This window comes from Streptomyces sp. NPDC047081, from assembly GCF_040643775.1.
In the GTDB taxonomy this organism is placed as follows: Bacteria; Actinomycetota; Actinomycetes; order Streptomycetales; family Streptomycetaceae; genus Streptomyces.
Window position 1 is genome coordinate 1 of the sequence record NZ_JBEYUY010000063.1, and the last position, 11,756, is coordinate 11,756.

An 11,756-nucleotide genomic window follows, 5' to 3' on the forward strand; every position below is an offset into this window, starting at 1 on the left:
CAGGCCGAAATGAACCCACCCCAGCGCCCCGACGCGGTACTGGGGCTGCACCACGATGATGTTCTCCGCCCGCGCGAGATTCTCCCCACGCTGGAAGTCATGCGTACCGGCTGCGCTGTTCCCGGCGTTCGCGCCGCCGTGGTAGTAGACGTAGACGGGCAGTGGTCCCGCGTCGGCCGCGCCCGGCGGCACGTAAATGTCCAGGTACAGGCAGTCCTCGCTCGAGCCCGACATGATGGTGTCCTCAGCGAATGCGGGCGGCACCGGGGTGGTCCCCTCGACGCCGGGGTCTCGCTTCGCGATCAGGGCAACGACGTTCTTCAGGTTGTCTGACGTCATCTGATACGAGGCCGGACCGTATGCGGCCGCGCTCCTGACGCCAGTCCAGGAGGGGGCGGGCCGAGGGGCCCGGAACCGCAGATCGCCGACCGGCGGCGCGGCGTACGGGACACCGAGGAAACAGCTGACGCCGTCACTGGTGACACCCTCCAACACCCCCTCCGCGACCTCGACACGCGGGGTCCCGCCCCACCGTGAACCGCCCCCAGCCGACTGACCAACACCTGCAATGCCTGCCATAGGTGGAACGTACCTTTCTTTCGAATTTGCGTCCCGTTCGCGAAGCGTCGGACCGGGATCACAGCACTTGCCGCCACAGAGCGCGGCAAGGCGCCGCCGCGCGCGACAACGAGGTTGCCCAGGCCTCGCGACAGAGAGCGGGCGGTGAGGTGGATGCCGTCGGCTGTCGTAAACAGGTCCGCGCTTTCCGCGGGTCCAGCAATGGGCGGCGTAGAGCGCCCTACAGGGGGCCTACGGAGAGGTGACGCCTCGATAGTACCATTCAGTAATACTTCTTGACCAAGTTTGAAATTCGGTCAATGCCAGCTGTCTGAGATGCTGGCAACGTGCCTCTGGAGCACCTGGTCACCAGGGCTGCCGCCCGGAGTCATGGCCGGCCTGCGAGAGTTCACTGGCTGAATCTGCGGCCGCTTGAAGAGCGAAAATCTGCGCCACGTCTGCGACGTCGCCTTCCGCGAGGACGACTCCAAGGTCCGCACCGCCGGCTTGCACCCGCACGACGGCTTTTCGTCGGCATGGGAACGGTGTTCAGCTCCGCGCTTCGCACCACGCGCTCGACACCGGGGCATCCACGCCGCTGCTACCTGTTCCCGCCCACACCCGCGAGCAACGCCCCTCGGGCGAGATCGCCCCTCTGGAGATCCCGATCCGGCCGCTGAGCCCGGACCCGGTGAGCTTGGGCCTTGGACCGGGCGACGGCGCGGCGAGGTTCTGGTCGGCCGGGCTGGTGATCAGGGTGGGCTGGTAAGTAAGCACCCCAGCGGCGTGCTTCAAGGTAGTCGCCACCACTGCGCCCAGCCGCCAGGCGCAACCGTGGACAGATCATCGAAGCCGCCCGCGACCTGTTCATCCGGGGCGGGACCGATGCGTCCATGGAGAAGATCGCCAAAGCCGCTGGCGTCGGCGCCCTCTACCGCCGTTTCGGCGAGGTGTACGCATCCTTCCGGCACCGAACAGGCCGAGATCAATCCGTGATGCCCTGGACCGGCTGCGCTCCGACAAGCGCGCCACCGGTCAGGGTTGGGAGTTCCAGCTGTATACAGCCGACAGATCGATCGAAGCCGCGCTTTCGTGCAGCGCGTCCAGGAGCTGGCTGAGCGTCGGGTCAGTGTTGTCGTCCCGCAGGATCACACAGGCGATCACGGGCAGTGCTGGCTCAATCGGGCGGAAGACCACTCCGGGCATACGGTTCGCCACGGCGATTGTCGCGGGGTGCAACCCGACCAGCCTGGCCGCCGCGACCTGCAGCGGGAGCTCGTCGAAGCGCGCCACTTCGCGCACCTCGGCTGTCAACAGGCCTGCCCGCGCGAACGCCGTCTGCATCTGGCCGGCGATGAAGGGGTTGTCCCGGCAGGGAGTCATGAGTACGGTGCGTGACTTCAGCAGCTCGAGTCGCACGGCGGGCTGCTGCGCGAGCGGGTCATCCGCGCTCAGCACGGCAACGACGGGGAACTCGCGCAACGCGATACTGGCGAGCGGGGGCGCGGCCGTCACGCTCCAGCACAGCCCCAGGTCCACCTTCCGCTCTTCCACGGCGCGCATCTGCTCGGGCGTGTGCATGAGTTGCGGCAGCCACCGCGCGAGGGCGCTGTCACGTTCACGGGAGCCTGCGGCGTAGAGCCCTGGCAGGAGAACCTGTCCCAGCTCAGGGGTGTGGGCGACGCGCACATGAGGACGCTGCCGGGCCCGGGCGAGGGCCGCCGTGTGCGCTCGTTCCAACTGCGCGTAGGGCTGACTGACGTCCGCCAGGAAGGCGCGTCCATGCGCCGTGAGGCTGACCCGTCGGCTGGTCCGGTCGAACAATCGGCTGCCGACGGCCTTCTCCAGTCCGGCGATCGCCTCGCTGACGCTGGCGGGGCTCAGGTGAAGGCGCTCAGCGGCCCGCCCGAAGTGCAGTTCGTCCGCCACCATGAGGAAGCACTCAAGCTGCCGCAGGTTCATCAAGGCATCATCCAGCCCCGATCGTTCGGTTTCACCGAAGTTTAGTACAGGAAGTCGGCCGTTGATCCTTGTAAGCGAGCCTCTCATGCTGAGGGACACACCCGACCGCACAGCACCGCCGTGGCGGGAATCAACGGACGGCCGCGAAAGGTGACGATCGAATGCCACGTTCTCCTCAGGTATTTGACCTGGTGAACGGTGATCTCGCCGCAGGTAGCCTGCGTTCCACCTGTGTACGCGGCCAGAACTTCTGCGTGATGTACACCGAGTTCACCGCGGGCGAGACCGTGACCGAGACGGTCGCCGACGAGTACCTCGTCCTGCTGGCCCAGGCCGGAGCAACTCTGCGGATCACGGTCGGCACTGGCGAGACGGTGCTCAACGAGCCCGGCCTGGTCGTCGTTCCGCCGGGCACAAGCCACCTGAGCTCCGACCAGGCCTGCCCTGTGCTGCGCGTTTTCTCCGCGCGCAATGACGCCGTCCTGGCGTCCGCGGTCAACCGAGCGGCATACACCGTGCCGGATCGAGGAGTCGCCCCGCTGCCGCAGGCACCGCCGACCGGCCCCGCCGGGTCAGTACGGGTTTACCCGATGTCCAGCATTCCCTCCGACTCCGGACGCTTCGGACGGATCTTCCGGACCGAGGCGCTCATGGTGAACTGGTTTCCCCCACAGGAGGGGCCACGTGACCCGGAGCAGCTCTCGCCGCACGTCCATGAGGACTTCGAGCAGGCTTCGGTGACGCTGGCCGGCGACTACATCCATCACTTCCGAACCCCGTGGACGCCCCGACTGAGCGAGTGGCGGGACGACGTGTCCATCCGCTGCTCAAGCCCGTCGGTCGCCGTCATCCCGCCAGGAATCATCCACACGACTCGGGCTGTCGGCGAGGGCACCCATCACCTGGTCGACGTCTTCGCCCCGCCCCGCATCGACTTCCTCGAGCGGGGATGGGTGCTCAACGCCCGGGAATACACCGGGACGCCGGACCAGGAACCTCGCGGGGAATTCGTCCGGTGAACCGGCCCTGGTCGTCGACGCGCCCTGGCCTCGGCACGTTCGTCAAGCTGCCGGCCACCGAGGTCATCGAACTCCTCGCGCTCGCGGGCCTCGACTTCGTGGTAATCGACAACGAGCACGCGTCCATCGGCGCCGAGACCGTCTCCTCGATGATCGCAGTCGCCCGGGGCTACGGCCTCCCAGCGCTCGTGCGGGTAGCCGGACACGCGGCCAGGGACGTTCAGCCGCCGCTCGACGCCGGTGCCGCCGGGGTGGTGCTTCCGCACGTCGACGACGCGGGCCAGGCACGCAGCGCCGTCCGACCGTGCCGGTTCCCTCCGCTGGGCACGCGTGGCGTCAGCAACTCCGGCCGCGCGGGCGGATGGGGCACCGACGGTCTGCCCGCCTACCTGCAGCGAGGGCGCGAAGCGGTCATCGTCGCCATGCTGGAGAGCCCAGCCGCGCTCGAGAACGCCGTCGCCATCGCCTCCACCGACGGTATCGACGCGGTGCTCATCGGTCCTGCCGACCTGGCGGCGGCCAGCGGCCTCACACAAGACGACGAACGACTGCGGTCCATGCTGGCGGCGGCGGAGTCCGACTGCGCCCGATCCGGTCACGACCTGGGGATCACGGCCCCGGGCGGCCAGGCAGCGGCGGAGCGCATCACCCGCGGATACCGCTTCGTCGTCGTCGCCACGGACACCGCGCTGCTGACCGCCGGCGCCGCCGAGGCGGTGCAGGCGGTTGGCCGGCTGACTGACTGTCCGTCGGCTCGCGCTCACGACGAGGTCACGACAGAAGAGGAAGGTGTCAGCGATGCCGCATCTGCCAGCCCTTGATCAGACCACCCTCGGAGCCGAGCTCGCCGCGGTCGTCACCGCCGTGTGGTTCGAGATCGATCACCGGGACGGCAGCGGGGTATCGGCATTCTTCACACCTGACGCCGAGCTGAGGCTCGGCGAGCGGACCTTCCGCGGGCGCGCGGAGATCGATGCCCTCTACGCGACACGCGCGGCCCGGGGGCCCCGCGTGTCCCGGCACCTGGCCTGCAACCTGCACGTCGTCTCCGCGGGATACGGCGAGCCGCCACGCGCGACCGCGGTCTCCAGCTTGCTGTTGTTCGCCCAGGACGGCGAGCCGCCGCGGAGCACGGTCACGCCGGCGATGGTCGGAGACGTCACCGACGAGTTCGAGTGGCACGACGGAACCTGGCTGATCCGGTCTCGCCACCTGAGCCTGCTGTTCACCGCACCCGAACTCGACCTGGCCGTCCCCGTCCGATAAACGCTGGGCCCCTCCCCGCCTTCATTCATAAGCGAGACATGCACCAGCGACCGTCTATCAGGAATGACGCCCATGACCGCAACAGTCGATGCCGACTACGGCTCTCAATCCGCGAGCCCGCTGCCGATGCCGCAGGCGAAGGGCGTCCTCCCGATCGTCGATGGCATCCTGCACGCCGACCTACTGCCTCCGGTACCCGCCTACGAGCTGACAGCGGGTATCCGCAAGTACACCGAGCCATTCGTCGGCGTCACGGAAGACGGGACCCCGCGGCGCGGTCTGTACACCCTTGCCGACACCGGAGCCCGGCCGACCGTCGTCGCCGATGCCGCGCGTACCTATCTCCACTCGCTCGCTCCCTATCAACTGAACGTCGCGCAACTGCCGATGAGCTCCCCGGACTGGCGGCTCTGGACGAACGCCGTGCCGACCTGGTCTCCCAAGGGCATGCGCCTGGAACGCCTGACGACGGCCCAGCGGGAACTGGCACTCGCCGTTGTCGAGTCGAGCCTCAGCGCGGAGGGTGCCGGTCTCGTCCGTTCGGCCATGAAGCTGAACGGGATGCTTGGCGAACTCATCGATGACTACCTCGACACGCTGACCGAGTTCACGTACTGGTTCACGATCTTCGGGGATCCCACGTCTGGCGAGCCCTGGGGATGGCAGCTCATGGGCCACCACGTCGACCTGCACTGCGTCTTCGTCGGAAGCCAGATGGTCCTCGCGCCGGTCTTTCTCGGCGCCGAACCGACATTCGGCCTGAGCGGGCGCTATGCCGGAGTCCGCGCCTTCGACGACGAGACAGCGGCCGGGCTGACCTTCCGTCGGGCACTCACCCGCGCGCAGGAGGACCGATTCCTGCTCAGCAGATCGATCTTGTCTCGCGACCTGCCATCCGAGCTGGCCGGGCCCTGGAACGGCCGTCATCTCGGCGGTGCGGGCAGCGACAACCTCGTGCTTCCCCCCGAAGGGATCACCGGCGGCGAACTGACGGCCGGCCAGCGAGATCTCATGCTCGACCTCGTCCTGGTCTACGTCCGCCGTCTGCCATCCCTGCACGCCGAGCAAAAGCTCGAGCAGGTCAAGCGTCACATCGACGAGACGCGCTTCGTCTGGCGCGGCGGGCACGACGACGTCTCCGCCTTCTACTACCGAATCCACTCCCCCGTGCTGCTGGTCGAATACGACAACCATCCGGGCGTGTTCCTCGCCAATACCGAGCCGGAACGCTTCCACGTGCACACCATCGTCCGGGAGCCCAACGGTAACGACTACGGCAAGGACCTCCTCGCCCAGCACTACGCGGCGCACCACACGACGACGCCGACAGCCGGCGAGATGCCGGTGGCTCATTGATCGAACTGAGTATGGGTTCACGCTTTGGTCAGCATTCGTTTCAAAGGAGAAGCAGATGCCTCACCGCAGGCTTGTCACTGGCGGAGACGTTCTCGTTGGAGATCCACTGCGCGGTGAGGTCCGGCGCTCCGACGTACTGATCGAGGACGGCGTGATCGTGGCCGTCGGCTCGGATCTCGGCGGCAGCGACGCCGAGCGGCTGGACGCCACGGGAACCTGGGTGATCCCGGGATTCGTCGACACCCACCGTCACCTGTGGCAGACGACGATGCGGTCACTGACGGCGAACTGGAACCTGACCGAGTACATCTGGCGCATCCGCGTTCACCATGCGGGGCTGCACGAGGCCGATGACGTGTACGCGGGGCAGTTCGCGGGCGCGCTCGACGCGCTCGGCGCGGGGGTGACGACCACGATCGACTTCTGCCACATCATGAATTCGCCCGACCATGCCGACGAGGCGGTACGCGGCCTCACCGACGCGGGCGTCCGTTCACTGTGGTGCTACGGGTTCTACCACTCCCCCACGGAGAACCCCTACTTCACCAGCGTCGAGCAGCGTTTTGAGGACTGTGCCCGCGTCCGTTCGGCCTCTTTCTCCTCCGACAGCGGGCTGGTGCGCATGGGTGTCGCGCTCAACGAGCTCGGGCTGGTGCCGTTCTCCCAGAGCCGCCGCGAGGTCGAGACGGCGACAGAACTCGGCATCCCACTGACCGCGCACACTCAGTGCATGGCGTCGCCGCAAAAGGTTCTTGACGTCAAGATGTGGCACGCGGCGGGTCTGCTTCGCGCCGGCGACATCCACGCCCACGCGAACGAATGCAGCGACGAGGACCTTGCGCTGTTGCGCGATGCCGGGTGCTCGGTGTCCAGCACGCCGGACGTCGAGTTGCAGATGGCCGTGGGATTCCCCGTCTTCCGTCGCGCGATCGAACTCGGCATGACGGCGGGGATGGGCAACGACATCGTGTCCAACAACAGCGGCGACTTCTTCACCACTATGCGGGTGCTCATGCAGAGTTCACGCGGACACGCGAACCAGCCGATCCTCGACGCAGAAGGACTGATCGGCGTTCCCGCGGGTGTTCCGCTTACCACCCGGCAGGTGCTGCACGGCGCCACCCTCGCCGGCGCCAGGGCCCTCGGTCTCGAGGGAGTGTGCGGCTCGATCGAGGAAGGCAAGGCCGCGGACCTCGTGTTGATACGCCATGACCGCCTGCACATGCGGCCGATCATCGACCCGGTCGACTCCATCGTCACCCAGGCGACGACGCGGGACATCGACCATGTCATGGTCGCCGGTCAGACGAAGCTGAGCCACGGCCGACTGCCTGCCGATCTCGACCGGCGAGGGACCGCACTCATCGACGCCGCTTTCGAGCGGCTCAGCGAGAAGGTCGGTCGGCGCGGTGGCTGGCATCTCGACGCGACCGGAGTGTGGGACAAGTTCGGGCCGGTGCGAGCCGCCAACGTCCAAGACCGCGGGCGGGTGCCCTCTTCAGCCCAGAACGCGACGTGACTTCCAGAATCCAACGAGTGAGAGGGAGGGGACATGGCCTCAGAAACCGGCCTGACGGCTCCGGTATCCCGACCCGCCGGTGACCTTGCGGGTGTTGCCGGAATCGCGTCGCTCGGGCGCGCGTTGGGGCCGGACGTGGTCGCGGCTACCGAACGGCTACTCAAGCTCCATCAGCATCACGTGCACAGCGAGGCCGCACGGGTGGACCGGGACCGGGTCTACGGGCCGCACGAGCGGCACCGGATGGACGTGTTCACCGGCACTGATACGACCGGTCCGGTGCTGTTGTTCGTCCATGGTGGGGGGTTTGTCGGCGGGGACAAGCACGCGGCCGGCAAGTGGTACTACGACAACATCGGCCACTGGGCGGCGCGGTCGGGCATGACCGGGGTGACGCTCAACTACCGGATCGCTCCGCATGACCAGTGGCCGGCCGGCGCGCTGGACGTGGCCGCGGCTGTGGAACAGCTCAAACGCGAGGGGGTCGCACCCGGCCGGATTGTGCTGATGGGACACTCGTCCGGCGCCACCCACGTCGCGAGCTACCTGGCCGGCCATGCGAATCGTCCCCCGACCGCCGCCGCCGCGGTGCTGGTGTCCGGCATATACGACCTCAGCGTTGGCGTACCCAATGCGGCGTATTTCGGGGACGACCCGGGCGAGCACCTCAAGCGGTCCCCAAAGGCCTCCCTCGCCGAGAGCGGTGTACCGCTGCTCCTCGCCATCGCCGAGTACGACCCACCATTCCTCGAAGAGCATTTTCTGCGCCTGCTCGAGGCTCGCCTCACCGCGGGCAATGGAATGCCGCATATCGCCCGGATCTTGGGCCACAACCACTACAGCATCGCATGGCATCTCGGCGGGTCGGACAAGCGATTCGCCTCCGCGATTGAGGAGTTCATCCGCAACTCACTGTCAGGCCGAGAGGAAGAAGCAGGAGATGTACCCAAGTGACATGCTGACGACTGAGCTGACGTCGGTATTCCGCCGACAGCTGGAACTGTGCCGGCTCGGAGCGAACGAGACCGTCGGGCTTCTGACAGATGTGGGCACCGACCCGCGTATCGCGGCGGCGACGCTCGCCGCGGCGGCCGAACTTGGCAGCTCCGCCTTCGAACTGCGCCTCGCACACGGCCCGAACGTGGAGGTCACCGGCGAGGACCCGCTCAAGGCGAAGCCGGTACTCGCGGCGCTTCGGAACACAGACCTGCTGCTCACCACATTCGTGGGGTTCTTCGCCCCGTGGGAGCGCGCGATCCGGGAGGGCGGCGGACGCATCCTCAATGTCCTGGACACACCGGACGAACTGGCCCGACTGCAGGGAACCCCGGAGCTCAAAGCTGCCGTCCTCGCCGCACGTGACCGGATCGCGGGCGGCACAGTTTTCCATTTGTCCAGCGACGCGGGCACCGACTTCACGTGGACCCGGGATCCGAAGGCGGAGATCCTCGCGCACTACGGGTTCGCCGACGAGCCGGGCCAGATGGACTGCTGGGGCCAGGGCATGGCCGCCATGTTCCCGGTAGAAGGCTCCGCTCACGGCCGCGTGGTGATCCAGCCGGGCGACATATGGATCCTGCCGTACGCGCGACTCGTGAACAGCCCGATCGAACTCCAGGTGGATGACGGGTTCATCACGAAGATCAGCGGCGGCGGGCTCGACGCCCAGGTGTTCAGCTACTGGCTTACGAGCTGCCAGCTGTCGAAGGACGACAAGGACCCGTTCGCGGTTTCCCACCTGGGCTGGGGTATGAACCCGAAGGCTCGCTGGGATGATGCGGTGCGCTACGAGCACAGCATGGCGAAGCTGAATGCCGGCGTCCGGAGTTACCCCGGCAACTTCTTGTTCTCCACCGGCCCGGGCCCGCAGCGCAGCACCAAAGGCCACATAGACATGCCGATGTGCAACTGCACCCTCACGGTGGACGGCGAAACGATCATCAACAAGGGTACGCTCGTCGATCCCGCCATGATCGTCGACAAGCGCCGCGCCTACCACTGACCTGGCGGCGAAACGGCTGCCGGGGCGGTTGTCCGCCTCGAGAGCCGTTCCGTATTCGTCTTGCCCAGGAGCGTCAGTGAGCCGAACACCTGAAGCATGAAGCGGTAGGCGAGGCGAATATGCACGAGCACTGAGCAAGGCGGTATGCGGGCGACCGGGTCACAGGGACAGGTCTTGACGTTCTGGACGAACCCCGAAGCCACCCGCCAAATCCCCGATCGACTCGATCACCATCTAATGTGAGCACTCCATGAGTCGCAATCGAATCGATGTCCACAGCCACTACTTCGGCGGCTCCGTCCGTCGACTCTTTGACTCCGGATTTCGGTTGGCCGGAAACTACCGGATTTCCGCAGAATGGACTCCGGCCGCCGCACTAGATTTTATGGACCGGCACGAAATCGCGGTCCAGTTTCTATCCACTCCGTGGTTGACCTCTGGCACCGAGGACGAGCCCGAGCGTGGAGTCAATTTCTGTCGAGCGGTCAACGAAGAGTTCGCCGTGCTCATCGCCGACTACCCCCAACGCTTTGGGGCGTTCGCCGCCATCCCCGGCGATGGGCCCGATGAGGCACTCAACGAGATTGCCTACGCCCTCGACGACCTTGGACTTGACGGCGTCCTCCTCACCTCGAATATCCAGGGCCGCTACCTGGGAGAGCCCAGCGTCGAGCCGATCCTGGCCGAGCTCGCCAGACGCCGTGTCCCCGTATTTCTTCATCCGACCGACGGCCCGACGCTCATAGAACTAGGTCGGGGGCGCCCGAGTTCTGTCGTCGAATTTCCATTCGACACAGCCCGCAGCGTCACCAACGCCCTTTACACGGGCGTGTTCCAGCGCTATCCCGGGCTATCGCTCATCCTGGCCCACTGTGGTGGCGCACTGCCGCAACTCGGATGGCGCATCGCAGAACACACCGAGATGGGTCGTGGCCCCCAGGACGCCAGTATCAATCCCGCGCACGTAACTGAAGTCCTTCGCGGCCTCTACTACGAGACCGCACTCGCCGGCGGCCCTCACTCGCTATTGCCGACGCTGCAGGTGACTCAGCCCAGCAATATCCTGTTCGGCACTGACTGGCCCGCCGCTCCGGAGCGAACCGCTGTCCACAACACTGAAAACCTTATGGGCTTCAAGGGCCTCACGACCGATGAAATAGAGGGCATCGAGCGCGGCAACGCCTTGACCCTCTTCCCACGATTCCGGAAGAAATAGGCATTACCCGTGGTGGCTATCTTAGCACCCTGTGCGACCTGGCATATTCGCGCGTGCTACTACCTTAATTCTCCTCTGCTCTAGCTTCCGGCGTCGAGCGGGGTCTGTCCAATGACGACTTTAGCGAGCGCCTCTACCTCTCGATCGCGCCCCACAAGCGGCGCGACAGTGCGACGATTCATCGGGCTTGCGTTCTCTCGCTCAGTTTGAGTGGCCGTTGTTGCCAACCCGGATCAGCGCGGGCCACGACTGCGGTCGTCGTCCGGCCATTGGACGATCGTGCGCATGTTCTCCGGCCGCCAGACCAGTAGGTGTCGGAATGTTGGTCACGACGAGCGGCACGGCCGCCGCGACCACATCGTTGGAGCGTTCGCGTGCGCGCGGTGTCGCTTTCTCACACGCGACAGCGCGCGGCGAGTGGGGAGTGCGGCGTCCGACCGGCGCGGAGCTCGCGATCCACGGCGCCCTCGGCGGCGAAGCGTTCCTGTGGACCACCGAGCCCAGCAGCTCCCGGCACGTGCTGTCCGGCGACATCGTCCTGGTCCGCGGACCGTCCGAACAGTTCATGGCACACGCCCCGGGCGCCGACGTGGTTCCCCTCCTTGACCTTCCCGTCTCCAACCCACCCGGCGGCACCCGACACATGGGATCCGACAACCCGACCACCTTCTTCTGCGACGCGTACACCTTCCAGGGCGACCTGTGCGCGGCGTTGCTCGCCGGACTCCCGCCGCGATGCGCCGGGACAGCAGGCCCTGCTGGGCAGCCTGCTCGACGTGATCCTGGTGCAGGCGTTGCGAGAACAGCTCGCCGCCGACGTACAGGCCGCGCCCGCCTGGTTCCGCGCGATGGGCGACC

The 11,756-nt window shown here is 66.8% G+C and carries 12 protein-coding genes; 10 read left to right on the forward strand and 2 right to left on the reverse strand.

Going from position 1 to position 11,756, the window contains the following annotated elements; all coding sequences use genetic code 11:
* Window positions 1-579, reverse strand: a 579-nt coding sequence (locus ABZ848_RS49125) for a carboxylesterase family protein (protein WP_360843557.1), incomplete at its 3' end; no start/stop codon positions are given.
* Between the two features lie 824 nt (window positions 580-1,403).
* Between ABZ848_RS49125 and ABZ848_RS49130 the strand changes: the two genes are divergently transcribed.
* The gene (locus tag ABZ848_RS49130; RefSeq protein ID WP_360843589.1) at window positions 1,404-1,676 is read left to right on the forward strand and encodes a helix-turn-helix domain-containing protein; all 273 of its coding nucleotides are present in this window, start codon (window positions 1,404-1,406) and stop codon (window positions 1,674-1,676) included.
* Here ABZ848_RS49130 and ABZ848_RS49135 read toward each other — a convergent pair.
* A complete protein-coding gene (locus ABZ848_RS49135; protein WP_360843560.1) occupies window positions 1,594-2,520 on the reverse strand; it encodes a LysR family transcriptional regulator in 927 nt (308 codons plus the stop codon). The two genes, ABZ848_RS49130 and ABZ848_RS49135, sit on opposite strands and share 83 nt — an antisense overlap.
* Before the next feature lie 161 nt (window positions 2,521-2,681).
* Between ABZ848_RS49135 and ABZ848_RS49140 the strand changes: the two genes are divergently transcribed.
* The 9 genes from ABZ848_RS49140 to ABZ848_RS49180 form a co-directional block, all read left to right on the forward strand.
* On the forward strand, window positions 2,682-3,539 hold the full coding sequence (locus ABZ848_RS49140; protein WP_360843563.1) for a hypothetical protein: 858 nt from the start codon (window positions 2,682-2,684) through the stop codon (window positions 3,537-3,539).
* Complete coding sequence (locus ABZ848_RS49145; protein ID WP_360843566.1) at window positions 3,536-4,360, forward strand: aldolase/citrate lyase family protein; 825 nt, start codon at window positions 3,536-3,538, stop codon at window positions 4,358-4,360. The genes ABZ848_RS49140 and ABZ848_RS49145 overlap by 4 nt, the downstream gene beginning before the upstream one ends.
* Window positions 4,338-4,805: a nuclear transport factor 2 family protein gene (locus ABZ848_RS49150; protein ID WP_360843570.1), complete on the forward strand. Its 468-nt coding sequence runs from the start codon at window positions 4,338-4,340 to the stop codon at window positions 4,803-4,805. The genes ABZ848_RS49145 and ABZ848_RS49150 overlap by 23 nt, the downstream gene beginning before the upstream one ends.
* 72 nt (window positions 4,806-4,877) lie before the next feature.
* The gene (locus ABZ848_RS49155) at window positions 4,878-6,161 is read left to right on the forward strand and encodes a DUF3500 domain-containing protein (RefSeq protein ID WP_360843573.1); all 1,284 of its coding nucleotides are present in this window, start codon (window positions 4,878-4,880) and stop codon (window positions 6,159-6,161) included.
* 55 nt (window positions 6,162-6,216) lie between these two features.
* Window positions 6,217-7,680: an amidohydrolase family protein gene (locus ABZ848_RS49160; RefSeq protein WP_360843575.1), complete on the forward strand. Its 1,464-nt coding sequence runs from the start codon at window positions 6,217-6,219 to the stop codon at window positions 7,678-7,680.
* A 33-nt stretch (window positions 7,681-7,713) separates the two neighbouring features.
* A complete protein-coding gene (locus ABZ848_RS49165) occupies window positions 7,714-8,634 on the forward strand; it encodes an alpha/beta hydrolase (protein WP_360843578.1) in 921 nt (306 codons plus the stop codon).
* 1 nt (window position 8,635) lies between these two features.
* Entirely contained in the window at window positions 8,636-9,682 is a 1,047-nt protein-coding gene (locus tag ABZ848_RS49170) for a hypothetical protein (RefSeq protein WP_360843580.1), read from the forward strand.
* Between the two features lie 250 nt (window positions 9,683-9,932).
* Entirely contained in the window at window positions 9,933-10,898 is a 966-nt protein-coding gene (locus ABZ848_RS49175; RefSeq protein WP_360843583.1) for an amidohydrolase family protein, read from the forward strand.
* Between the two features lie 319 nt (window positions 10,899-11,217).
* Window positions 11,218-11,756: cupin domain-containing protein (locus ABZ848_RS49180; protein WP_360843586.1), on the forward strand; the 539-nt coding region annotated here is incomplete at its 3' end.

Coding starts and splice junctions, on each gene's coding strand:
- ABZ848_RS49135 (WP_360843560.1), bottom strand. CDS start 2,520: ATGAACCTGCGGCAGCTTGAGTGCTTCCTCATGGTGGCGGACGAACTG.
- ABZ848_RS49140 (WP_360843563.1), top strand. CDS start 2,682: ATGCCACGTTCTCCTCAGGTATTTGACCTGGTGAACGGTGATCTCGCC.
- ABZ848_RS49150 (WP_360843570.1), top strand. CDS start 4,338: ATGCCGCATCTGCCAGCCCTTGATCAGACCACCCTCGGAGCCGAGCTC.
- ABZ848_RS49155 (WP_360843573.1), top strand. CDS start 4,878: ATGACCGCAACAGTCGATGCCGACTACGGCTCTCAATCCGCGAGCCCG.
- ABZ848_RS49160 (WP_360843575.1), top strand. CDS start 6,217: ATGCCTCACCGCAGGCTTGTCACTGGCGGAGACGTTCTCGTTGGAGAT.
- ABZ848_RS49165 (WP_360843578.1), top strand. CDS start 7,714: ATGGCCTCAGAAACCGGCCTGACGGCTCCGGTATCCCGACCCGCCGGT.
- ABZ848_RS49170 (WP_360843580.1), top strand. CDS start 8,636: ATGCTGACGACTGAGCTGACGTCGGTATTCCGCCGACAGCTGGAACTG.
- ABZ848_RS49175 (WP_360843583.1), top strand. CDS start 9,933: ATGAGTCGCAATCGAATCGATGTCCACAGCCACTACTTCGGCGGCTCC.